This is a genomic window from Geobacter sp. (genome assembly GCF_027327745.1).
Taxonomy (GTDB): domain Bacteria; phylum Desulfobacterota; class Desulfuromonadia; order Geobacterales; family Geobacteraceae; genus Geobacter.
The window spans coordinates 1-23,753 of record NZ_DAHVYG010000045.1 but is presented as its reverse complement, the minus strand read 5'-3'; the positions used below and the strand labels follow the sequence as shown (position 1 = coordinate 23,753).

General features: G+C 62.9%; 20 protein-coding genes, 1 tRNA gene, 1 other RNA gene and 1 pseudogene. 2 read left to right on the top strand and 21 right to left on the bottom strand.

Translation table 11 applies throughout. From position 1 onward, the window contains the following. Positions 1-14: 14 nt before the first annotated feature. The 10 genes from pdxA to M6689_RS09180 form a co-directional block, all read right to left on the bottom strand. Positions 15-1,034: a 4-hydroxythreonine-4-phosphate dehydrogenase PdxA gene (gene pdxA / locus M6689_RS09225; RefSeq protein WP_298270598.1), complete on the bottom strand. Its 1,020-nt coding sequence runs from the start codon at positions 1,032-1,034 to the stop codon at positions 15-17. Between the two features lie 96 nt (positions 1,035-1,130). Then, the gene (locus M6689_RS09220) at positions 1,131-1,547 is read right to left on the bottom strand and encodes a F0F1 ATP synthase subunit epsilon (protein WP_298270596.1); all 417 of its coding nucleotides are present in this window, start codon (positions 1,545-1,547) and stop codon (positions 1,131-1,133) included. A 56-nt stretch (positions 1,548-1,603) separates the two neighbouring features. Continuing rightward, entirely contained in the window at positions 1,604-3,016 is a 1,413-nt protein-coding gene (gene atpD, locus M6689_RS09215) for a F0F1 ATP synthase subunit beta (RefSeq protein WP_298270594.1), read from the bottom strand. Between the two features lie 61 nt (positions 3,017-3,077). Further along, the gene (atpG, locus tag M6689_RS09210) at positions 3,078-3,941 is read right to left on the bottom strand and encodes an ATP synthase F1 subunit gamma (protein WP_298270592.1); all 864 of its coding nucleotides are present in this window, start codon (positions 3,939-3,941) and stop codon (positions 3,078-3,080) included. A gap of 21 nt (positions 3,942-3,962) precedes the next feature. Next, entirely contained in the window at positions 3,963-5,471 is a 1,509-nt protein-coding gene (atpA, locus tag M6689_RS09205; protein ID WP_298270590.1) for a F0F1 ATP synthase subunit alpha, read from the bottom strand. 8 nt (positions 5,472-5,479) lie between these two features. Then, positions 5,480-6,022 (bottom strand): ATP synthase F1 subunit delta, encoded by a 543-nt coding sequence (atpH, locus tag M6689_RS09200; protein ID WP_298270588.1) that lies wholly within the window; start codon positions 6,020-6,022, stop codon positions 5,480-5,482. Next, the gene (locus tag M6689_RS09195; protein ID WP_298270637.1) at positions 6,019-6,600 is read right to left on the bottom strand and encodes an ATP synthase F0 subunit B; all 582 of its coding nucleotides are present in this window, start codon (positions 6,598-6,600) and stop codon (positions 6,019-6,021) included. Before M6689_RS09195 ends, atpH begins: the two co-directional genes overlap by 4 nt. A gap of 40 nt (positions 6,601-6,640) precedes the next feature. Continuing rightward, positions 6,641-7,066: an ATP synthase F0 subunit B gene (locus M6689_RS09190; protein ID WP_298270586.1), complete on the bottom strand. Its 426-nt coding sequence runs from the start codon at positions 7,064-7,066 to the stop codon at positions 6,641-6,643. Positions 7,067-7,235: 169 nt separating this feature from the next. Next, positions 7,236-8,078: a ParB/RepB/Spo0J family partition protein gene (locus M6689_RS09185; protein WP_298270584.1), complete on the bottom strand. Its 843-nt coding sequence runs from the start codon at positions 8,076-8,078 to the stop codon at positions 7,236-7,238. Further along, positions 8,071-8,844, bottom strand: a complete 774-nt coding sequence (locus M6689_RS09180) for an AAA family ATPase (protein WP_298270582.1) — start codon at positions 8,842-8,844, stop codon at positions 8,071-8,073. Before M6689_RS09180 ends, M6689_RS09185 begins: the two co-directional genes overlap by 8 nt. Positions 8,845-9,061: 217 nt before the next feature. On the opposite strand from M6689_RS09180, the gene M6689_RS09175 reads away from it, so the two are divergent. Further along, positions 9,062-9,322 carry a cytochrome c3 family protein gene (locus tag M6689_RS09175; RefSeq protein ID WP_298270579.1) on the top strand — a complete coding sequence of 87 codons (261 nt, stop codon included), beginning with the start codon at positions 9,062-9,064 and terminating at the stop codon, positions 9,320-9,322. 53 nt (positions 9,323-9,375) lie between these two features. Here M6689_RS09175 and selB read toward each other — a convergent pair whose 3' ends face one another. From selB to M6689_RS09120, 11 genes are all read right to left on the bottom strand, one after another. Then, positions 9,376-11,286: a selenocysteine-specific translation elongation factor gene (selB, locus tag M6689_RS09170; protein WP_298270576.1), complete on the bottom strand. Its 1,911-nt coding sequence runs from the start codon at positions 11,284-11,286 to the stop codon at positions 9,376-9,378. After that, positions 11,283-13,085 carry an ABC transporter ATP-binding protein gene (locus M6689_RS09165; protein ID WP_298270573.1) on the bottom strand — a complete coding sequence of 601 codons (1,803 nt, stop codon included), beginning with the start codon at positions 13,083-13,085 and terminating at the stop codon, positions 11,283-11,285. The genes selB and M6689_RS09165 overlap by 4 nt, the downstream gene beginning before the upstream one ends. A gap of 84 nt (positions 13,086-13,169) precedes the next feature. Continuing rightward, entirely contained in the window at positions 13,170-13,757 is a 588-nt protein-coding gene (locus M6689_RS09160; protein WP_298270570.1) for a GTPase domain-containing protein, read from the bottom strand. 15 nt (positions 13,758-13,772) lie between these two features. Next, positions 13,773-14,264 (bottom strand): roadblock/LC7 domain-containing protein, encoded by a 492-nt coding sequence (locus tag M6689_RS09155; RefSeq protein ID WP_298270568.1) that lies wholly within the window; start codon positions 14,262-14,264, stop codon positions 13,773-13,775. A gap of 166 nt (positions 14,265-14,430) precedes the next feature. After that, entirely contained in the window at positions 14,431-18,003 is a 3,573-nt protein-coding gene (gene nifJ / locus M6689_RS09150; protein ID WP_298270565.1) for a pyruvate:ferredoxin (flavodoxin) oxidoreductase, read from the bottom strand. Positions 18,004-18,085: 82 nt separating this feature from the next. After that, entirely contained in the window at positions 18,086-18,679 is a 594-nt protein-coding gene (recR, locus tag M6689_RS09145; protein ID WP_298270563.1) for a recombination mediator RecR, read from the bottom strand. 189 nt (positions 18,680-18,868) lie between these two features. Then, entirely contained in the window at positions 18,869-19,183 is a 315-nt protein-coding gene (locus M6689_RS09140; protein WP_298270561.1) for a YbaB/EbfC family nucleoid-associated protein, read from the bottom strand. A gap of 69 nt (positions 19,184-19,252) precedes the next feature. After that, the gene (dnaX, locus tag M6689_RS09135; protein WP_298270558.1) at positions 19,253-21,031 is read right to left on the bottom strand and encodes a DNA polymerase III subunit gamma/tau; all 1,779 of its coding nucleotides are present in this window, start codon (positions 21,029-21,031) and stop codon (positions 19,253-19,255) included. A gap of 82 nt (positions 21,032-21,113) precedes the next feature. Further along, an RNA gene (gene ffs, locus M6689_RS09130) (signal recognition particle sRNA small type) lies at positions 21,114-21,212 on the bottom strand. Positions 21,213-21,309: 97 nt separating this feature from the next. Then, positions 21,310-21,397, bottom strand: a tRNA-Ser gene (locus M6689_RS09125). 11 nt (positions 21,398-21,408) lie between these two features. Further along, complete coding sequence (locus M6689_RS09120) at positions 21,409-23,184, bottom strand: ABC transporter ATP-binding protein (RefSeq protein WP_298270635.1); 1,776 nt, start codon at positions 23,182-23,184, stop codon at positions 21,409-21,411. 437 nt (positions 23,185-23,621) lie between these two features. On the opposite strand from M6689_RS09120, the pseudogene M6689_RS09115 reads away from it, so the two are divergent. Continuing rightward, positions 23,622-23,753 (top strand): annotated as a pseudogene (locus M6689_RS09115) (heterodisulfide reductase subunit C); the annotation flags it as partial.

The window sequence follows — 23,753 nt, the reverse complement described above, 5'->3', positions numbered from 1 at the left end:
GTCGATGCTCCTTCTTATTCCGCGGCGGCGCCCGACCCGCGGACGCGGGCCATGGCGGCCGCCATCTCGATGGCAGCGCACATGCTTAGTTCCGAGGCCTTCCCCGTCCCGGCCAGATCATAGGCGGTGCCATGATCGACCGAGGTACGAATGATCGGTAGCCCCAGCGTAACGTTCACTCCGTCGTCGAAGTGGAGAAGCTTCAGCGGAATGAGCCCCTGGTCGTGGTACATGCAGACCACGGCATCGTACTCCCCCCGGGCCGCAAAGTGGAAGAGCGTATCCGCCGACAGAGGACCTACGGCATCGATTCCCTCCACCCGGGCCGCCGCCACCGCCGGACCTATCACCGTCAACTCCTCATCGCCGAACAACCCCCCTTCGCCGCAGTGGGGGTTGAGGGAGAGGACGGCGATACGCGGATGGGGGCGAAAATAGCGATGCACGTCTCGGTGGGTGACTCGGATGGTATCGAGGACCCGCTCCACCGTCACCAATCGCGGGACGTCCGCCAGTGCCACATGGATCGTCACCAGGGCTACGCGAAGCCGCTTCCCCGCCAGCATCATCACGTACTTTTCCGTCCCGGTGAGCTCGGCCAGCAGCTCCGTGTGACCCGGATAGTGGTGCCCGGCCCGGTTGAGCGCCTCCTTGTTGATCGGCGCCGTAGCCATTCCCTGAGCGGTCCCGTCGAGGCAAAGCCGGGCAGCCTCATCGATGCAGCGAAACACTGCCTCCCCCCCGGCAAGCGTCGGCCGCCCCGGAATCAGGTCATCGGGACCAAGCTTGGCGACTTCCCTGAGATAGATCGTCCCCTCCTTCCACTTCCGGGGCAGGGTCGATCCCACCGGCTCGATCTCGAGCCGTACCCCCGTAATGGAGAGCGCCCGCTCGAACGCTCCCCGGACCCCTAGCACAAGGGGGCGGCAGACGGATGCAACGGTTTTCCGTGCCAAGGCCTTCACGATGATCTCCGGACCGATTCCGGAAGGATCCCCCATCGTGACAGCGATTAGGGGTAACTGCTCTTGCATGTCGACCTCCATGGAGCGTACCAACCGCAAGCTGCGTCGGCCTTGCAAAAAAAAAGAGCGGCATGGCCGCTCTTTCAATGTAGGGTAAGTTTTGCGCTACTTGCGGGCAGCCTTGGCAGCCACCTGCATCCGGATGGTGGCGCGTTCAAGGGCCGCCTCCATCACCCGGTAATCCTTATCCTCGATGGTAAGCTTCTTCAAGGCCTCTTCCGCTCGGCCGAGGGCGGCCTTCGCCCGCTCAAGGTCGATTTCGTCGGCCCGCTCCGCGGTCTCGACGAGGACGATCGCCTTGTCGTCCTTGACTTCCAGATACCCCCAGTTGAGGGCAAGGTGGCTAACGCCCCCCCCCTTCTTGTAGCTGAGCTCGCCGATTTTGAGGGAAGTGAGAAGGGGCGCGTGGCCGGGAAGAACTCCGAATTCCCCGAGCGCACCAGTGGCGGTGATCTCGTCGACCTCTTCAGTCAGGACCTTACGATACGGGGTTACCAGTTCAAGCGTTATCTTTTCAGCCATCTATCGTTATCCTTGCGCCTGCCGGCCTCCAGGAGCGGCCGGCAGTTACGGGTTATTTAAGCGGCAAGCTTCTTGGCCTTCTCAAGGGCCTCCTCAATGGTGCCAACCATGTAGAATGCCTGCTCGGGAATATCGTCGTGCTTGCCGGCGACGATTTCGCTGAACCCTTTGATGGTGTCCTTGAGCTCGACATAAACGCCCGGGGTGCCGGTGAAGGCCTCGGCGACGTGGAACGGCTGGGAGAGGAAGCGCTGGATTTTCCGGGCGCGGGCAACGACCTGCTTGTCCTCCTCGGAGAGTTCGTCCATACCGAGAATGGCGATGATGTCCTGGAGGTCCTTGTAACGCTGGAGGACGTACTGCACATCACGGGCAACCTTGTAATGCTCGTCCCCCACAACCTGGGGATCGAGGATCCGGGAGGTGGAGTCGAGGGGGTCGACGGCCGGGTAGATGCCGAGCTCGGCGATCTGGCGGGAAAGAACCGTCGTCGCGTCGAGGTGGGCAAAGGCCGTAGCCGGCGCCGGGTCGGTCAGGTCGTCGGCCGGAACGTAAATGGCCTGAACCGAGGTGATGGACCCCTTCTTGGTGGAGGTGATCCGCTCCTGGAGCTCGCCCATTTCGGTGGCAAGGGTCGGCTGGTAACCGACGGCGGAGGGGATGCGACCGAGGAGAGCCGAAACCTCGGAACCGGCCTGCGTAAACCGGAAGATGTTGTCGATGAAGAGAAGAACGTTCTGATTTTCTTCATCGCGGAAGTATTCGGCGATGGCGAGGGCGGTCAGGGCGACCCTGGCGCGGGCCCCGGGGGGCTCATTCATCTGCCCGTAAACAAGGGATGCCTTGTCGATAACCCCGGACTCCTTCATCTCCATCCAGAGGTCGTTCCCTTCACGGGTGCGCTCGCCGACCCCGGCAAAGACCGAGAAGCCGCCGTGCTGCTTGGCGATGTTGTTGATGAGCTCCATGATGAGAACGGTCTTGCCGACGCCGGCGCCACCGAAAAGGCCGATCTTGCCGCCGCGGGCATAGGGAGCGAGGAGGTCGACGACTTTGATGCCGGTGGTGAACGCCTCGACCTTGGTCGACTGGTCCTCGAAGGCGGGAGCCGAACGGTGAATGCCGTACTCCTTTTCCGCATTGACCGGTCCCATCTCGTCAACCGGCTCGCCGACGACGTTCAGGATGCGGCCGAGGGTCTTGCGGCCGACGGGAACCGAAATCTGCTTGCCGGTATCGAGAACCTCCTGGCCCCGCACGAGACCGTCAGTAGAGTCCATGGAGATGGTCCGGACCGCATTTTCACCCAGATGCTGGGCAACCTCAAGGACCAGGTTGTGCTCGCGGTCGTCGATGGACGGGTTGGTGACCTTCAGAGCATTGTAGATTGCCGGCAGCTTCCCCGGCTCGAATTCGACGTCGACAACGGCGCCGATGACCTGCGAAATTTTTCCGATGTTCTGGCTCATTGTACCCTTTTCCTCCTGCGGCCGCTTTTGGCCTCTCGTTTCTATTCGAACAGAAAGTTTATTATCCCTTGATCGATTCGGCGCCAGAAATGATCTCCATCAGCTCCTTCGTGATGGCTGCCTGACGTGCCCTGTTGTACTGCAGGGTCAGCTTGCCGATCATCTCCGTGGCGTTCTTGGAAGCACTGTCCATGGCAGTCATCCGTGCGCCGTGCTCGGCGGCGACGGATTCGAGAAGTGCCCTGAAGACCTGAACCTCAATGTGCTTCGGCAGGATTTCCTTCAGGAGCTCGCCCTTGGACGGCTCGTAGAGATACTCGGGTGCGTGTTCTTCCTCTTCAGCCGCCGGCGGGACGATCGGCAGAAGCTGCGTCAGGGTGATGTCCTGGGACATGACGCTACGGAAGGCGTTATAGAGGATGAAGACCTCGTCGTACTCTTCCGAGAGGAAGCCGTCGATCACCTCGCGTGCGATCAGCGCCGCAATCTGGTAGTTGGGGCTCGAAAGTACATTGGCGTAATTCTTCCAGATCCTGTGCCGGTTCTTGAGGAAATCGTGCCCCTTCCGACCGATGGTCAGGAGGCTGATCTCGGAGTACTCGCTCTTCTTCTCCTTGAGAAAGCGCTCGGCAGCCTTGCAGATGTTCGCGTTGAATCCCCCGCAGAGACCCCGGTCCGACGTCACTACGATGAGGAGGGCCTTTTCGGCAACCCGCTTTTCCAGAAGCGGAATCCCTTCCACATCGCTGCTCTTGGCAAGGCGCTCAAGCACTTCACCCAGCTTCTGGGCATAGGGGCGGGCTGCCACCACGTTTTCCTGGGCACGACGGAGCTTCGCCGCCGACACCATCTTCATGGCCTTGGTAATCTGCCGGGTGTTCTTGACAGACGTGATACGTTTTTTTATCGCTTTGAGGCTTGGCATGGGCGAAGCACCGTCCTTGTCTTACGCGGTAAATTCCTTCTTGAACTCGTCGAGCGCGCCAGCGACCTTGGCCTTCAGCTCGTCATCGATGGCCTTCTTCTCGCGCAGGTCGGCGAGGACATCGGACTTTCTCGTGTCGAAGAAGGTCAACAGTTCCGCCTCGTACCGCTTGAGGACCGAAACGGGGTAGTCATCGACGTAGCCGTTGTTGGCCGCAAAGATGACGAGAACCTGCTTTTCGAAGGGAAGCGGACGATACTGCGGCTGCTTGAGAATTTCCACCAGACGCTCTCCACGTGCGAGCTGCATCTGTGTCGCCTTGTCGAGGTCCGAACCGAACTGGGCGAACGCCGCCATCTCCCGGTATTGGGCGAGGTTAAGGCGAAGCGTGCCGGCAACCTGCTTCATCGCCTTGGTCTGGGCGGCACCGCCGACGCGGGAAACCGAAAGGCCGACGTTGATGGCGGGACGGACGCCGGAGTAGAAGAGGTCGGTCTCAAGATAGATCTGACCGTCGGTGATCGAGATGACGTTGGTCGGGATGTACGCTGAAACGTCGCCCGCCTGGGTCTCGATGATCGGCAGCGCCGTGATGGAGCCTGCCCCGCAGTCGTCGGAAAGCTTGGCGGCACGCTCAAGGAGACGGCTGTGGAGATAGAAGACGTCGCCGGGATACGCCTCGCGTCCCGGCGGACGGCGAAGGAGGAGCGAAAGCTGACGGTAGGCAACGGCCTGCTTGGAAAGGTCGTCGTAGATTATGAGGGCGTGCTTTCCGCCGTCGCGGAAGTATTCGCCCATGGTGACGCCGGTATACGGGGCGATGAACTGCAGCGGCGCCGGCTCGGAGGCGGTGGCGGCAACAACGATGGTGTAATCCATCGCACCGTGCTCCTGCAGTTTCGACACAACCTGGGCGACCGTCGAACGCTTCTGGCCGATGGCGACGTAGATACAGATGACGTCGCCACCCTTCTGATTGATGATGGTGTCGATGGCAACGGCCGTCTTGCCGGTCTGACGGTCGCCGATGATGAGCTCGCGCTGGCCGCGGCCGATCGGCACCATCGCATCGATCGCCTTGAGGCCGGTGGCCATCGGCTGGTGCACCGACTTCCGCTTGACGATGCCGGGGGCCTTCACCTCCACCTTGCGGAAGGTGTCGCTGTTGATGGGGCCTTTGCCGTCGATGGGCTGACCGATGGCGTTCACCACGCGACCGACAAGGGCCTCGCCGACGGGAACCTCGACGATGCGGCCGGTCCGCTTGACGGAGTCGCCTTCCTTGATCTCCTCGAAGTCGCCGAGAATGGCGGCACCGACGTTATCCTCTTCCAGGTTGAGGACCATGCCGGAAACCCCGCCGGGGAACTCCAGAAGCTCACCCGCCATGGCCTTGTCGAGGCCGTGGATACGGGCGATACCGTCACCGACCGAGATGATGGTGCCGGTCTCGGCAACCTCCACCTCTTTGCCGTACTCCTTGATCTGCTTCCTGATAATCTCGCTGATTTCTTCCGCTCTGATTTCCATGGAACCTCTCACCCCTTCTGTAATATATCCCTAATCCTGTCAAGCTGGGTACGTACGCTGCCGTCGAAAACCTTGTCACCAATCTTTGTGACCACCCCACCGATCAGTGTGGCGTCGACTTTGACGGAAAGCACCACCTTTTTCCCGGTAGCTTTAGCGAGAGCCGACTTCATCTCCTCAACCTGCGCCTCATCCAAGGGCACGGCGGACATGAGGACCGGCCGGATCACCCCGGACAGATCATCGGCAAAGGACTCGTAGCTCTCTACGATCTGGAAAAGGCAGTCGATCCGTCCCCGGTCGAGAAGTACCTGAAGAAAGTTCGCGACGCTTCCCGACAGATCCAATCTGGCGATTACATCCCTGAGAATTTCCCGTTTTGCCTCGATGCGGTACGCGGGACTCCCGAGGACCGACCGAAGGTCGACGCTGGTTCCCAGCACCGCGGCAGCCCGGGCAAGCTCGGCGCCGAACCGGTCGACCGCACCCTCTTCCGCCCCAAGCTGCACCAGAGCCTTGGCATAGCGACGTGCAATTGCGTTCGAGATCAATGTAAACTCTCCACCTTCGTAAGATAGTCTTTCGCAAGCCGATCCTGGTCATCCTTCGTGATCTTTTCCCGGATTGCCTGTTCGGCCATTTGTACAGCAAGGCGGGCGGCCTCGTCTCTAAGCTCGGCCTTTGCCTTCACTATTTCCTGGTTCGCGGCGGCGGAGGCCTGTTCGCGGATCTTCTCCGCGGCGGCCTGAGCCTCGGCAATTATCCGCTCCTTCTCGAGCTCGCCTTCCCTGCGGATGCCGGCGTAGATCTCATCGACCTCCTTGTTCGCCGTCTCAAGCTTGTCACGGTATTCGGCGAGCTTGCGCTCCGCCGCGTCCCGGGCCGTCTCCGCATCGCGAAGCGCCTTTTCTATGGCGGCAGTCCGGTCACCGAGGGCACCCTTGACGTTCGCCTTCTTGAGCGCCCAGACAAGAAGCGCAAGCAGGGCCGCAAAGTCGATAACCCTCCACATGAAATCCTTGAGCTGCTTGCCGGTATCGACATGGTGGGCTCCCTCACCACCTTCGGAGGCAAACCCCAGCGCCGCCAGCCCGACGAGCACGAGGCAGAACACCGCGGTCGCCACCATGGGCCGAACGGACCCTTTGTACCCTCTCGCCTTTGCCATCTTACAGACTCCTCCCAAGCACTTTCTCGCAAATTTCGAGCGACAGGGCGCGGGCCTGCTCCTTCAGGAGCTCCTTTGCGTCAGCAGCCTCCTTCGCCACCCGGTTCTTGATCGTGGAGAGGGAATCGGCCGCTTCGGCGCGGGCACGCTCGAGCCGGACCGCCTGCTCCTGCTGCGCCTCTTTCCGGAGCGCCTCGCGCTCCTCGCCCGCCTTGGCCTTGACCTCGCGCAGCCGGGCCTCGTACAGTGCGACCTTCTCCTGCACCTCCCGGTCTACCGCGGCCGCACGCTCCTTGGCCCCCTCGATCTTCGCCTTGCGATCGGCAATGACCTTCCTGATCGGTTTGTAGAGAAGGATGTTCAGCACCAGCATCAGCACCAGAAAGTTCACTACCTGGATGACAAAGGCAAGATCCAAACTAATCACGCTACCACCCCGTCGAATTCTTGAATGAATTTTGTATACAGTATGCAAAAAAAATACGGTCGGTCGGCCGCAAATAGACGTTAGCTACCACAGGCCAATGGCCCTGTCAAGTTTTTTATATGATTTGCAATATCTGAATAATTCCCGGATTCAGGCGGCACAACGGTTTTCAGCCGAGAAGAAGTTCCGCGAGCCGCGTCAGTTCATCCTGCCCGCCGAACGCAATCTCGATGCGACCGCCCTTGCCGCTGCGGCGTATGGCGACCTTGGCCATGAAACGGCGCTGGAGCTGCTCCACGAGGTCGGAGGCATGGAGGTCGGCCTTCGCTTTCGCGCCCGCCTTGGGCCTGGGGCCGGACCGGACCCGCTTCACCAGCGCCTCGGCTTCCCGCACCGTCAGGTTCCCACGCACGATCGCCTCGCGCGCCTCCCGCTGCTGCTCATGACTTTCGAGCGACAGCAGGGCCCGGGCGTGCCCCATGGCGAGGCGCTCCTCAACGATATCCTTTTTCAGCTCGGGAGAAAGCTTGAGCAGCCGCAGCGAGTTGGCAACGGTGGAGCGGTCTTTCCCGACCCGCTTCGCCAGCTCTTCCTGGGTGAGGCCGAAGGTTTCCATCAACGCACGGTAGGCCTCCGCCTCTTCCACGGCATTGAGGTCTTCCCGCTGGATATTCTCGATGAGCGCCATCTCCAGCGCCGTGTCCTCGGAGACATCCTGGATGACCACCGGAACTTCGCGCAGTTCCGCCTTCTGGGCGGCACGCCAGCGGCGCTCGCCGGCAATCAGTTCGTAGTGGTCTCCCTTCCTGCGCACCACCAGCGGCTGAATGATCCCTTTCTCGCGAATCGACGCGGCCAGCTCATCGAGTTTTTCCGGGACAAAGGTCTTGCGGGGCTGGTTCTTGTTGGGGCGTATCTCTTCGATCGGACAGGAGAAATAGCGCTTCCCCTCTTCCTCGACCACCGGGAGAAGAGCGGCCATCCCCTTGCCGAGACCGGTTTTCCTAACCATGGCGTGTCTCCCTCCCCATGAGTTCCTTCGCTAGCTCCATGTAGGTGACCGCCCCCTTGGAGGTGATGTCGTACAGGATAATGGGGCGGCCATGGCTTGGCGCCTCGGAGAGCCTGACGTTGCGGGGGATGACGGTCTCGAACGCCAGATCCTTGAAGTGCGTCCTGATCTCCTCGCTCACCTGACGGGCAAGATTGTTTCGGCCGTCGTACATGGTGAGGAGGATCCCCTCGATCCCGAGCTTCGGATTGAGCCCCTTCTGGACGAGCTTGATGGTCTTTATGATCTGGGACAGCCCCTCCATGGCGTAGTACTCGCACTGAAGCGGGATGAGTACCGAGTCGGCGGCCGCCATGGCATTGACCGTCAGCAGCCCGAGCGAAGGAGGGCAGTCGATGAGGATATAGTCGTAGCGGCCGTCGAGGCGGGAGAGGGCCTGCTTGAGCTTCCATTCCCGCCCTTCGGTGGCCACCAGCTCCAGTTCGGCGCCGGCCAGATCGGTGGTGGAGGGGAGAAGCTCCAGAAACGCCAGATCGGTCGGGACCACGAGCGTCACGGGGTCCGCATCGTTGATAATCGCGTCGTAGACCGACTCGGCAAGCCCCCCCTTGTCGATGCCTACCCCGCTGCCGGCGTTCCCCTGGGGATCCATGTCCACGAGGAGCGTCCGCTTTTCGGCGGCGGCAAGCGACGCAGCGAGGTTCACCGCGGTGGTGGTCTTGCCGACCCCCCCCTTCTGGTTCGCGATGCAGATTTTCTTGGCCATTGGTGTCGTCTTCGTGAGCTGGTGAGGAGAGGGTGCACTTTCCGGAAGCGAATGTTAGTTACCACACTCTCCCCCGTTTGTGAAGGGATTTATTCCCGCGGCGCAGCGAGCGGGCTACTGGTACGACTTTTCCGGGCACCGGGAAAATTTGACTTTGGTCAATGCCATCCGAAGGAGCGTCAAATAGGGTGGGATAAAAGACAACGGAGAGTGCATCATGCTTACGAGACTAGTCATCGCGGGATTACTCACCGCCGCCGCGGCCGGAAGCGCTTGGGGCGGCATCTTCGAATGCAAGGAATGCCACAGCAAGAAGCCCGGCATGGTCCGGATGCACCAGGCGCTGCAGGGGCGCGGCTGCTTCGGCTGCCACAGGATGGGGGAGCGCCTCATGGGAAAAGCTGAGGCGAAGGACCCTGACGCCCTGCTGAAACGGCGCGTGAGCGATCCGCTCTGCGTCGAGTGCCACAAGAAATGACCCGGAATCCGGCCGACTGGTGAGATGTCCCCTCGGGGGCCCGGATCGCTCCGCTACCCTTTTCGGAGCACCCGCTTGTCGCCGACGCGGATGGTCACCTTCTCCTGGTCGAAGTACTCCAGAAGCGGGATCATGAACTTGCGGGAGAGCCCAGTGATCTCCCGGAACTCGGGAGGCGTGATCTCCCCCTTTTCCCTGAGACTCGCAATGAGTTTCTCCCGCAGCGCCGCCAGCGCCTCCGGGGCGTAGAAGAAATCGCTCTTCACCTTCACCACCCGCCCTTCCCGGACCAGGACCGCAAGGTGCTCGAGAAGCTCCTTCTCACCGCAGCGAAGCGCCTCGCAGAGCTCTTTCACCGTTGGCGGCTCCGCTCCTCCCCGCACCAGCGCCGCCTCGATCCGCGCCTGGAGCCCCGCCTGGCCGGCGGTGGCGCTTCCCTTGCGGCCGGGGAGCTTGACCAGCTCCCGGTCGACCACCACCTTCCCCTCCTTTTCGAGGGCCTGGAGGAGCGGGCCGAAAAACCTCCGGTCGCTCCGACGGGGGATTCGGGTCTTGAGTTCCTCCTTCCCGATGCCGTCCCTGAGGGTGTTTTCCCGGAGAAACCCTTCCACCTCGCCGAGCAGGAGCTCTTTCAACGCCCCGAAGGCGTCACGGGAGAGGAAGATCCGGGGCTCGCGGACCACCTGTACCACCTCGCCGGAGGAGAGGAGGAAGGCAAGGGCCCCCTCGCACCTCCTGGCCGCAAGGCCGCTGCGGACCGCGATCTCCTCCAGGGTGACGCCGGAAAGGAGGCTTCCCGCCACGAGCCAGCGCACCTTCTCTCTGTCGTCGCCTCCGCCTAGGGCGTCGAGGAGCTGCAGGGCCTCGGTACTGCGGCGTCGGTGCCGGGGAGGCATCGGGTCGAGGACCCGCCCGCCGCCAACGGTCGCCGCGGGAGAGTAGGTGCGGAGGACGAAGGGGTCGCCGGGGAGGAGGAGCACCGGCGACTTGAGGCGAAGCTGGACGAAGGCCGACTCTCCCGGCTGGAGGATGTCGCGGTCGAGGAGGATCACCTGGGCCGCAACCTCGTAGGTGGCCGAATGGAGGCGAAGCGTCGCCCGGTGCCGCAGCTCCTTGGGCGCCGAGGGGAGGTAGTCGAGGCAGGCGTCCACGGCACGGGTGGTGCGGTAGACGCCGCGGGGAATGACGATATCCCCCCGCGCCACCTCCGTGTGCTCCACTCCCTGCAGGTTCACCGCTACCCGCTGGCCGGCGGCGGCGGCTTCCCCCTTCCGCCCATGGGTCTGGACCCCCCGCACCCGGGCCGGGCGCCCCGACGGCAGCAGCTCCACCTCGTCGCCGACCTGGATCTCCCCCGCCAGGAGGGTCCCGGTCACGACGGTGCCGAAGCCGGTAACGGTGAAGACCCGGTCGATCGGGAGGCGGAACGGTCCCTCCCCCTTCTTCTCCTCGACCTCTGCCCCGAGGCGCGCCAGCTCCCCCCTGAGTTCGTCCAGGCCGGCACCGGTCCGCGACGACACCGCCACCACCGGCGCCCCCTCCAGAAAGCTCCCGGCAAGGTACTCCCGCACCTCCTCGGCCACGAGGCCGAGCCACTCGGGATCCACCATGTCGCTCTTGGTGAGGGCCACGACCCCCCGGCGGACCCCCAGGAGCTGGCAGATCTCCAGGTGCTCCCGGGTCTGGGGCATCACCCCCTCGTCGGCGGCGATGACAAGTATCACGAGATCCATCCCCCCCACGCCGGCCACCATGGTCCGGACGAAGCGCTCGTGCCCCGGCACATCGACGATCCCGAACCGGATCCCCCCTGGAAGCTCCAGGTGGGCGAAGCCGAGCTCGATGGTGATGCCGCGCTTCTTCTCCTCCGGGAGCCGGTCGGTGTCGATGCCGGTCAGGGCCCGCACCAGGGAGGTCTTGCCATGGTCGATGTGGCCGGCGGTGCCGAGGATGAGATGCTTCATGTCCGCTCCTGTTCCCTGAATTGCAGTCGATGGAGCCGGCTGTAGAGCCCGCCGGCGGCCAGCAGCTCCCGGTGGGTCCCCTCCTCCACCTTCTCACCCCGATGGATGACGCAGATCCGGTCCGCATCCTGGATCGTGGAGAGCCGGTGGGCGACGACAAACGACGTCCGGCCGGCCATGAGTCCCCGCAGCCCCTCCTGGATCAGTCGCTCACTGGCCGAATCGACGCTGGCGGTCGCCTCGTCGAGGACGAGGATCTCGGGATCGAAGGCAACGGCCCGGGCAAAGGAGATGAGCTGGCGCTCGCCGGCGGAGAAGTTTCCTCCCCGTTCTCGCACCTCCTCGTCGTAGCCGTTGGGAAGTGCCCGGATGAAGCGGTCGGCCCCGACGAGGCGGGCGGCCTCCTCGACCCGGCGCGCGGCCATCTCGTCGCCGAGGGAGATGTTGAAGGCAACCGTCCCGGTAAAGAGGTACGGCTCCTGGAGAACCACCCCGATCCGACGGCGGAGATCCGGGAGGGGAAGCTCCCGGATGTCGATGCCGTCGAACCGGATGCTCCCCCGGGAGACGTCGTAAAAGCGGGAGAGGAGGCGCGTCACCGTGGTCTTCCCCCCGCCGGTCTCGCCGACCAGCGCCACCTTCTCGCCGCGGCGGACCATGAGATTGAACCCCCGCAGGACATGGTCGTCGTCCCGGTAGGCGAACCAGACATCCCGGAACTCGATCGTTTCCACCGCCCCCTCCACCGGTCTTCCCCCCTCCTCTCCCACGGGGTGAGGCACGGGGGAGGAAACGCCCCCTTCCGCGTCCAGCAGGTTGAAGATCCGCTCCAGCGCTGCCATCGCCCCCTGCATGATCGAGTACTTGGCGGAGAGATCCCGGATCGGGCCGAAAAACTTCTCGATGTACTGGATGAAGGCGACCAGGGCACCGAAGGTGAGCGCCCCCCGCCCGATCTCGCCGCCGCCGTACCAGACGATGAGTCCTACCGCCACCGACGAGAGGGCCTCCACGAGGGCGTAGAGCGAGGCATCCCAGGTGATGACCGGAAGATTGGCGTCGCGGTAAGCGGCGTTGAGCCGGGTGAACTCCCGGCGCTCGTGCTCCTGGCGGTTGAAGAGCTGCACGATGGCCATGCCGCCGATGGTTTCCGCCAGGAAGGTGTTGAGGCTTGCGAACCGGGCGCGGACCTCGCGGAACGTCGTGCGCATTCGGACCCGGAAGGTGAAGGCGACCCAGACGAGGAGCGGCAGGACTGAGAAGGTGACCAGGGAGAGGGCGGGGTTCATCCAGAGCATGACGCCAACGATCCCCGCGAGAAAGAGGATGTCCCCCACCACGGTGATGATGCCGGCGGCGAACATCTCGCCTAGGACCTCCACGTCGCTGGTGAGCCGGGTCACGAGGCTGCCGGTGGGGGTCCGGTCGAAGAAAGGGATCGGCAGACGCTGGACGCGGGCGAAGAGTTCCAGCCGCAGGTCGAACATGACCCGCTGCCCGAGGTACTGGAGCAGCCATGCCTCAAGGAAGGTGAAAAGCGACTCGGCGATGATCAGCGCAAAAAAGCCCGCCGCCACCAGGGGTAGCCCCTCCATCCGCCCGGAGACGATGTGCTCGTCGATCGCCACCTTGAGAAGCCAGGGCTGGGCCAGGCGGACCGCCGCGGAAAGGGGGAGAAGCGCCAGCGATGCCGCGGCGAGTCCGGCGTACGGCCGCACGTACCGGAGGAAGCGCCCCATGAGGCGCCGGTCGTAGGCCCTGCCGACTATCTCGTCTTCGTAGGCGTTGCCGTAGTGCATCGGTCTCCCTTGCGCGGCAAAAGAAAAAACCCACGGGTTACCCCATGGGCTCGTCGACGCAGCGGCGCGAAACCGCCCCCGGGTTCATCTCCCTTTCTTCAGGTCGATGAGGATCAGCTTTGCCACCGCCTTGAGAGTCTCGAAGACCCCCTCCCCCGTGGCGGCACAGGCCTCGAAGTCGGGGACCCCCGTGGGGTTCAGCTCCTGCCGCAGCTCCTCCACCGGCAGCACGCCGGGGAGATCCCGCTTGTTGTACTGGACCACGTAGGGAAGCCTGTCGAGGTCGTACCCCTGCTCCTTCAGGTTGAAGCGGAGGTTCTCGAGGGACTCGATATTCGCGTCCATCCGCTCCTCCTGAGAGTCGGCCACGAACACCACCCCATCGACCCCCTTGAGGATCAGCTTCCGGGAGGCATCGTAGAAGACCTGACCGGGGACGGTGTAGAGGTGGAAGCGAGTTTTGAAGCCACGAATCTCCCCCAGGGCCAGGGGGAGGAAGTCGAAGAAGAGGGTCCGTTCCGTCTCCGTGGCGAGGCTGATCATCTTCCCCTTCGCCTCGGGAGCAGTCTTCTGGTAGACGTACTGGAGATTGGTCGTCTTGCCGCAGAGGCCCGGCCCGTAATAGACGATCTTGCAGTTGATCTCGCGCGACGCGTAATTAATGAAAGACATCCAACGTACCTCGGGCTAGCTGAACAGGTTGTCGATATCGTCGTCGGTGATCTCGGCGAAGGGAAACTCCGGCACCCCGCTCCGCTCCTTCTCTTCTGCCTTCCGCACGAGCCGGTCGAAGATGCCGGTCAGCTCCTCCGAGGCCTTTTTCACCCGCAGCCGCACGAGCCCCAGTGACGAGCGGTTGTCGAAGATGACCACCAGGATCACCCGTCCCCCGACGATGGAGATGTGGAGGTTGTCCTTCTCCCCTTCGTGGAAGAGGATGGAGAACTCCTTCTCGCCGATCAGCTTGGCCAGGCCGCCGGTGGCGGCGATGTTCCCCGCGGTGAGAGAGGCAAGCGAGGTCGTGTCGAACCGGTCCGTCTCGCCGACGCCGGAGATGAGCTGGCCGTTCTTGTCGACCAGGAAAATCACCTTGGCGTTGGCCTCCCGGAGGAGTTTCTCAATCACGAAGTTTATCTGCTTGAACTCCTCATCGTACATCACCATCTGAGGATAAGCCATGGAGCACCTCTTCGCCGGTCGGGCGGTCTCATGCGTACATCAGCTTGTTTATAACAAAATGTTGACGCCGGTTCAAGGGGATAAACCCCTTACGGCGGCAGCGAAAAAGCCCCGGCACACAATCCGTGCCGGGGCTTTTTCGTTGTGGTGGAGTTGAAGCTGCTTACTACTCGCCGAAGGCGAGGGCGGCCAGCTTCTCATAGTAGGCGAAGCGCCGCTTCGTCCACTCACTCCCCTTCTGCATCAGAAGGGCAGCCGCTTCCGGATTGTTCTTCTTGAGAACACGGTAGCGGTTCTCGCTGAGGGCATACTCCTCGAAGGAGATGGTCGGCGCCTTGCTGTCGAGCTGCAGCGGGTTCTTCCCTTCTGCCGCCAGCGCCGGATTATAGCGGTAGAGGGGCCAGTAGCCCGAGGCGACCGCCTTCTTGTTCTCATCCACACCCTTGGACATGTCGATGCCGTGGGCGATGCAGTGCGAGTAGGCAATGATGAGGGAGGGGCCGTTATAGGCCTCGGCCTCGATGAAGGCCTTCACGCACTGGGTCGGGTTGGCAAGGGAGACGTTGGCCACATAGACGTTGCCGTAGGCCATGGCGATCATGCCGAGGTCCTTCTTCGGCATCCCCTTGCCGCCGGCGGCGAATTGGGCCACGGCGCCGAGCGGGGTCGATTTCGAGGCCTGACCGCCTGTGTTGGAGTAAACCTCGGTGTCGAGTACCAGCAGGTTGATGTTCTTGCCGCTGGCGATGACATGATCGAGGACGCCGTAGCCGATGTCGTAGGCCCATCCATCGCCGCCGACGCACCAGACCGACTTCTTCACCAGGTAGTCGGCCAGCGAGATGAGACGCTTCGCCGCCGGCTCGGGACACGACTCGAGGGTCTTCTTGAGGTTTGCCACCCGCTCCCGCTGTAGCTCGATCCCCTCCTGGGTCGACTGGTCGGCGTTCTTGATCTCGGCCATGATCCCCAAGAAAGATTCGCAAGACTTGCAGCCGCAGGTCATCAGCTCGTCGAGGAGCTCAAGGGCCGCCTGGCTGAACTTGTCGACGGCGAGCCGCATGCCGAAACCGAACTCGGCGTTGTCCTCGAAGAGGGAGTTGGACCAGGCCGGACCACGGCCGTCGGCCCGTTTCGCCCACGGGGTGGTCGGTAGGTTCCCGCCGTAGATGGAGGTGCAGCCGGTGGCGTTGGCGACGAAGAGGCGGTCACCGAAGAGCTGGGAGAGGAGGTTCAGGAACGGGGTCTCGCCGCAGCCGGCGCAAGCGCCGGAAAACTCGAAGAGCGACCGCACCAGCTGGCTACCCTTGAGGGTGTCCCGCTTGATGAGCTTCGGATCGGTATCGGGAAGGGAGAAGAAGAAGTCCCAGTTGGCCGCCTCCCGCTCGCGGATGGGAGGCTGGAACTCCATGTTGATCGCCTTGTGGTTCGGATCGTCCTTGCTCTTGGCCGGGCAGTTGTGGACGCAGGCACCGCAGCCGGTGCAGTCCTCGGGAGCTACCTGGACGGTGAACTTCAGCCCCTTGAACTCGGGACCGCGGGCATCCGCCGACTTGAAGCTCTTCGGAGCCTTCTCGAGAAGCGTGGGCTCGTAAGCCTTCAGGCGAATGGTGGCGTGGGGGCAGACGAAGGAGCAGATGCCGCACTGGATGCAGATCGCCTCGTCCCAGATCGGAATCTCGACGGCGATATTCCGCTTCTCGTACTGGGAGGTGCCGGTGGGGAAGGTGCCGTCGGCCGGCATTTTGGAAACCGGCACGTCGTCGCCGTAGCCGGCGATGATGGTGGCGGTCACGTCCTGCACGAAGGCGGGGGCATTGGCGGAAACCACCGGCGGCTTGCGGATGGCACTCGTGGCCGTCGCCGGCACCTGGACCTCATAGATGTTCTCGAGGGCCACGTCCACCGACTTGTAGTTCATCTCCACGACCTTCTCGCCAGCCTTGCCGTAGGTCTTCTTGATAGCGTCCTTGATGGCGGCAAGGGCGGTCTCCAGCGGGATGATGCCGGAGATCTTGAAGAAGGCGGTCTGCATGATGACGTTGATGCGGGCGCCGAGACCGAGCTCCTCGGCCAGCTTGATGGCGTTGATCACGTAAAACTTCAGCTTCTTGCCAATGATCTGCTGCTGTACTTCAATCGGCATTCTGTCCCAGACTTCTTCCTTGCCGAAGGGGGAGCAGAGGAGGAAGGTGGCGCCCGCCTTCGCCTTGGAGAGCATGTCGTATTTCTCCAGGAAGGAGAAATTGTGGCAGGCGACGAAGTCGGCCTGGTCGATCAGGTACGGCGAACGGATCGGGTTCTTGCCGAAGCGCAGGTGGGAGGTGGTGATGGAGCCCGACTTCTTGGAGTCATAGACGAAGTAGGCCTGGGCATTGTTGTCGGTCTTCTCGCCAATGATCTTGATGGAGTTCTTGTTCGCCCCCACGGTGCCGTCGGCGCCGAGACCGTAGAACATGGCGGAATAGAGCCCCGGAGCCGGGTTGGTGAAGGCCGGGTCGAAGTCGAGACTCGTATTGCAGACATCTTCCTTGATCCCCACCACGAAGTGGTTCTTCGGCCGGTCGTCCTTCAGGTTGTCGAAGACCGCCTTCGCCATGGCCGGGGTGAACTCCTTGGAGCCGAGGCCGTAACGGCCGCCGACGGTGGCGGGATAGGAGGTGAAGGGGGTCTTCCCGTCAGCCATCGCCTCGCCGAGGGCGGTGCGGACGTCGAGGTAGAGCGGCTCGCCCAGAGAACCGGGCTCCTTGGTCCGGTCGAGGACCGCGATCTTCTTCACGGTGGCGGGAAGCGCCGCCACAAAGGCGTCGACTGGGAAAGGACGGAAAAGGCGGACCTTGACCACGCCGACCTTCTCTCCCTTGGCGGCGAGATTTTCCACGGTCTCCTGGACCGTGTCAGCGCCGGAGCCCATAATGACGATCACCCGCTCGGCGTCGGGGGCGCCGACGTAATCGACCAGCTTGTACTGGCGGCCAGCGATCTTGGCGAACTTGTCCATCTCCTCCTGGACGATCTCCTCCGCTGCCGGGTAATATTTATTAACAGTCTCGCGCCCCTGGAAGTAGACGTCGGGATTCTGGGCAGTACCGCGCATGACCGGACGGTCGGGACAGAGGCCACGCTCGCGGTGGGCCCTGATAAGTTCCTCGTCGAGCATGGCACGCATATCGTCGTAAGTGAGCTCTTCGACCTTCTGCACCTCGTGGGAGGTCCGGAAACCGTCGAAGAAGTGGAGGAACGGCACCCGGGCACGGAGGGTCGCCGCCTGGGCGATGAGGGCGAAGTCCATGACCTCCTGGACGTTGTTGGAGCAGAGCATGGCCCAGCCGGTGGAACGGCACGCCATGACGTCGGAGTGGTCGCCGAAGATGGAGAGGGCCTGGGCCGCGATGGCGCGGGCCGAGACGTGAAAGACCGTAGAGGTGAGCTCGCCGGCGATCTTGAACATGTTGGGGATCATGAGGAGAAGCCCCTGGCTGGCGGTGAAGGTGGTGGTGAGGGCACCCGCCTGAAGCGCACCGTGGACGGCGCCGGAGGCGCCCCCTTCGGACTGCATCTCGGCGACCGAGGGCACGGTCCCCCAGATATTCTTCTCGCCCATGGCACTCTTCATGTCGGAGATCTCGCCCATGACCGACGAAGGGGTGATGGGGTAGATGGCGATCACCTCGTTGGTGGCGTGGGCCACGTGGGCAGCGGCGGTGTTGCCATCGATCGTTACCATTTTTCTGCTCATACACTCCTCCTCTTGGATAGTACGCACAGCCGTAACTGTTCGTTAGTCTGCGGTTTACGGAACCACACAGTCAGATCAACCACTACAGTTCGTTTCGCCCTTCCAGTGCCCGCTGCACCGTGGCGGCATCCACATACTCCAGATCGCTCCCGGTCGGAATGCCGTGGGCGAGCCTCGTGACCCTGATCCCAAGCGGCTTGATGAGGCGGGCCAGATAGAGTGCCGTCGCCTCCCCCTCCACTGAGAAGTTGGTAGCGATCACCACCTCCTGCACCGTCCCCTCCCCGAGCCGCGCCATCAGTTCGGCGATCCGCAACCGGGAGGGAGTGACGCCGTTAAGCGGCGACAGGGCCCCCTGCAGGACGTGATAGCGCCCCCGGAACGCCCCGGTCCGTTCCACGGCCAGGAGGTCCTGGGGTTCCTCCACGACACAGAGGGAGGTCTCTTCCCGCAGACCGGTGCAGAGCCGACAGGGATCCTCCTCGGTGATGCCGAAGCAGGTCGAGCAGAACCTCACCCGGGATGTTACCGCGCACAGACTCTCGGCGAGGGCATTGGCGTTATCGGGAGATTTCAGGAGGTGAAAGGCAAATCGCAGCGCCGTCTTCTCGCCGACTCCCGGAAGTTTCTGCAACTCGGCGAGAAGCCTGGTCAATGAACTTGAGAAATGTATCATATTTTTACCGACATATAAAACATTTTTTGATTACATTGTTATTGAATTTTTTCAGTTTAAATAAAAAACGCCATAACATCTTGCAACGTTTGGCGTTTCCCGGACAGCCGCCGCCACCCCTCCTTTCCGGAACCCATCGGCGGAGACGGCGAAGACGAACGGCAAATCAATTTTCCGTATACCTCGGCCTCAGAAGAGACCGGGAATATTCAGCCCGCCAGTGATCTTGCTCATCTCTTCGGAGAACTGGGACTGAACCTTCTTCAGCGCCTCGTTCACCGCCGCCATGACCAGATCCTGGAGCATCTCCACATCTTCCGGATCCACCGCCTCCTTCTTGATGCTCAGGGAAAGAAGCTGGTTTTTGCCACTCACCACGGCCACCACCGCCCCGCCGCCGGCGGTCGCCTCGGCGGTACGGTTCGCCGCCTCTTCCTGGAGTTTCGCCATCTTCTGCTGCATCATCTGGGCCTGCTTCATGATACCTGCCAAACCTTTGGACATCTCTTCCTCCGTCTGTGGTGATAGAAAATTTACTTTCACTCAAAGAGTTTTGCTGTGATCAAAACAAAGTTATACTTTTTCCTTTGACCCCAGGGGAACGACCTCGGCAATGGTTCCTCCGAAGACATCAAGGACTGCCGAGACCGCCGGATGGGATGCGGCAGCCTGCCGGAGATCAGCCTCACGCCGGGCGGATTCAGCTCTTTTTTTTTCCAGGAGATTGGGCGGCGCCCCGCCTCCTCCCGCCAGCGGCTTGAGAACCACCACCGGTTCGGCGCCGAAAAAGCGTGCAGCCAACTCCTTCAGGGAAGCGAGAGAATCGCGGTCCTTGAGGCTCGTGAGTGCGAACGATCCCTCGGGAAACCCGATTTCGAGCCGTTCGGCGGTGACGGCGAGGGGGCTGCCATGCTCCAGCAGGGATCCGAGCCGCACCTTCGACCCTTTGGCAAAGGCGACAAAATCAGCCCAGTCGTCCCCAGTCCGGCGGGGTTCGGGAGCCGCGCCCCCCCTGGCGGCAGCGTTCGGGGGAGGGGGTTCGGAGACGGGTTGCGCAGGAGCCGGACTCTGCCCCGGAGCGCGCGCCGCCGAAGGGGAGAGACCCGCCGCCGGTTGTTGCTCCGGAGGACGTGACGCAGCGGGTGTCGCGCTGGACGCCCCCCCTGCGGGACGCCACTGGGCACGTGCATCGGCAGCGACTCCCCCTCCCCCGGCGGATTCGATCTTTCTCAGCCGCTCCAGAAGGTCGTCCACCGGCACCACCGGCGCCAGGGTCGCCATCTTGATAAGGGTCAGTTCGAGCAGGAGCCGGGGGTAGGACGAATGGGCCATCTCCCCTTCCGCCCGCAGCAGGATCGTCAGATGCCGCTGAAGGTCGGCGAGCGGCACGGCCGCCGCCTGTTCCCGGAGCGCCGAGAGCTCGGCCTCGGAGAGATCGAGTAGATCCCGGGGATCGGCCACCGCCGCAAGGATCATCAGATTCCGGAAATGGTCGATCAGTTCGCCGCAAAACTGCCGCATGCTGTAGCCGAAACCGTCCACCTTCGCCGCAACGCCGAGGGCCGACGCGGTGTCACGGGCAAAGACCGCCGCCGAAGCCTCCAGCAGGAGCCGCCTGTCGACGACGCCGAGCAGATTTGCCACCTCCTCGTCCCGCACCTGGTCGCCGCAGAAGGCGAGGACCTGGTCGAGGACCGAGAGGGAGTCGCGCATGCTCCCGTCCCCCTTGCGGGCCACGACGGTGAGGGCCTCGTCGCTGATGGTGATCCGTTCCCGGGCGACGATGAAGCGGAGCCGCTCCACCACCTGGCCGAGGGGAATCCGCTTGAAGTCGAAGCGCTGACAGCGGGAGAGGATGGTGATCGGGACCTTGTGGGGCTCGGTGGTGGCGAAGATGAACTTGACGTGGGGCGGGGGTTCCTCCAGGGTCTTCAGCAGGGCGTTGAAGGCGCTGGTGGAGAGCATGTGGACTTCGTCGATAATGAAGACCTTGTAGCGGAGCCGAGAAGGGAGGTACTTGACGTTCTCGCGCAGCTCGCGGATATCGTCGACCCCGGTGTTGGAGGCGCCGTCGATCTCGAGGACGTCCACGGCGGTACCGGCGGTGATCTCCAGGCAGGCGGGGCACTGGTTGCACGGCTCGGGGCTCATCCCCCGTTCACAGTTGAGGGCCTTGGCCAGGATGCGGGCCGATGAGGTTTTCCCCACCCCCCGGGCACCGGTGAAGAGAAAGGCGTGGGCGATCCTGCCGGAATCGATGGCGTTTTTCAGTGTCTGGCTGACATGCCCCTGGCCGGTGAGGTCACTGAAGGTCTGGGGGCGCCACTTTCGAGCGAGGACGAGATAGGACAATGTATAAGCACCTCACTGCGTGAACGGTTCGTGCTCGGGCAAGATGGGGGAAGGGATAGTCAGGGGGTTTGCGGGCACAACTGATAGCTGGGCTCCCCCGCGGCACACGGTGTCAGTTACTGCCGTTGCTTCCTTCCGGACCTGGCGGGGTTCATAACCTACCGTTGCGCGGGACCCAGCTATCAGCTCTGCCCGCAAAATGCGCTCGGCCCGAAACGGAAACGCCGGGCCGAGATGGACTGCTCTGCCGCCCGGGGCGGCTTTTCTGAAGTTGTTTATGGCGGAGAGAGAGGGATTCGAACCCTCGGTACCTTGCAGTACACACGATTTCCAATCGTGCTCCTTCGACCTCTCGGACATCTCTCCGGAACGATGGACTATAGTATATCGTCCCCTTTTTGTAAAGCCTCTTTTTCCAGAACGTTTTCCGTCCCCCGGCGGTCCCGGAAGCCGGCGATCTCCTCCCGGATCTTCTGTTCCTCCCACATGGCGGCATACCCCCCCCCACGCCACAGAAGCTCGTCGTGGCTCCCCCGCTCGGCAACGGCGCCTCCCTCCAGCACGACGATGACGTCGCAGTCCCGCACCGCCGACAGGCGATGGGAGACAATCAGGACGGTCCGCGTGCCGTAGTAGCCGGCAAGCTCCCGCAGGATCTCCTCCTCGGTGCGGGCATCCACCGCCGAGAGGGGATCGTCAAGCACCAGAATCGCCGGATCCTTGAGGAGCGCCCGGGCGATGGCGGCCCGCTGCCTCTGCCCCCCCGACAGCGTCACCCCCCGTTCGCCGACCAGGGTATCGTAGCCGTCGGGAAAGCGCTGCAGGTCGACATCGAGTCGGGCCAGCCGCGCCGCAGCCAGCACCTCCACCTCAGCGGCCCCCTCCTTGCCGTAGGCGATGTTCTCCCTGATGGTGCGGGAAAAGAGAAACCCCTCCTGGGGAACGAAACCGATGGCCCCGCGCAGGACCCCGAGTGGAATCCGGTTGATGTCGATGCCGTCGATGAAGAGCTCCCCGTCCGCCACCGGAAAGAGCCGGGCGACGAGCCGGACCAGGGTCGACTTGCCGCTCCCGACCCTCCCGACGATGCCGACCCTTTGCCCCGGCTCGATCTCAAGAGATATCCCCCGGAGCATTTCGCCGCCGTTGTAGCCGAACGAGAGCCCGCGCAGCTCGATTTTTCCCCGCAGGGCCGCCACCGGCGCCGGATCGGCCGGCTCCACCACCCGGGCGCGGGCGTCCAGCACCTCGTTGAGGCGCGCCATGGAAGCCGCCCCCCGCTGGACGAGATTCAGAATCCAGCCGAAGACCACCGTAGGCCAGACGAGCATGGCGAGATAGCCATTGAAGGCAACAAAATCGCCCAGGGTCATCGCCCCCGCTATGACCCGCTGGCCGCCGAGGAAGAGGACCACCAGGGTCCCCAGCGCCGACGTCGCCGCCATGAGCGGAAGGATCACCCCCCGCAGCCGCGCCATCGCCATATTGCTTGCCTGGTAGCTGCGGCCGATCTCCCGGAAGGCATCGACCGCCGCCGCCTCGCGGCAGTAGGCCCGTACCACCATCGCCGCCGAGATGTTTTCCTCGGCCTGGCTCGTCAGCCGTGCCAGCTCCTCCTGCGCCCGCTTCGAGTGATGGTACATCCGACGGGTAAGCCCCTTCACGCAGTAGATCATGAGCGGAAGAGGCGCCACGGCGCAGAGGGTCAGCACCACACTGATCCTTCCCATGAGGACGAAGGCGGCGCCGTAAATGACGGCGGTATTGATGACGTTGAGCACCCCGAAACCGAGGAGCATCCGGATATTGGTCAGGTCGTTGGCGAAGCGGGACATGAGGTCGCCGGTCCGTTCGCCGGAGAAATAGGGAAGATCGAGGGAGAGGAGTTTTGCGTAGAGCTCCTCGCGGATGGCGTATTCGATCCGGCGGGCCGCATGGAGCAGCGTCGTGCGCGAAAAGATCCGCACCCCACCCTGAAGCGCTGCCACCCCGACAATCGCCCCGCCGTACCAGGCAGGCGTATGGTGCGCTTCCGCCGGCCTCCGGAGGGCTTCCACCGCCAGCTTCAGGAGCCACGGGACAACAAGGGCGAGGCCGTTGGTCCCGACAAGACAGAGGGCGCCGAGAAAATAGCTTCTCCGGCACCCCCGCAGGTAGCCATAGAGTCGTCCGAGCTCGCCGATTGGAAACCTCACCTTCGCAACGTGATCACCAACCCTTGTAATTCATTTCGCACCTCTTGTCAAAGAGCGCCCATTCTTTGTTGTCTTTTTGTTACCATGTCGAGCATAATTAACAAAAACCATCGGAGACCCGCCCCAACATACGTTGTTTTATTATGACATTGACAAACCATCCGAAGCTGTGGTAGCTGTTTTAGTCACACTAAAAACACTTCGCCCACCATGCAAGAATAACTGCATTTGGCGGCCACCGGTTTACTGAAACTAAAACACAACTGCTCGATTTCAAAGGACGGTCCAATGGAGCACCTCCTTCCCCACGCTCCGCGCCGCCGGTTCACCCTCATCGCCGGCGTCTCCGCCCGCCCCCGCAGCTCCTTCGGCCATCCCCGCCCCATGGAGGCACCGTGAAACACACCAAGATGCAGCTATCGACCGAGACGATGAATCTCGGGTTCGTGAGAAAAGTGGAGGCCCTGTCGGGGAGTTCGGTTCGGCGCTGTTTCCAGTGCGGGAAGTGCTCGGCGGGGTGCCCGATG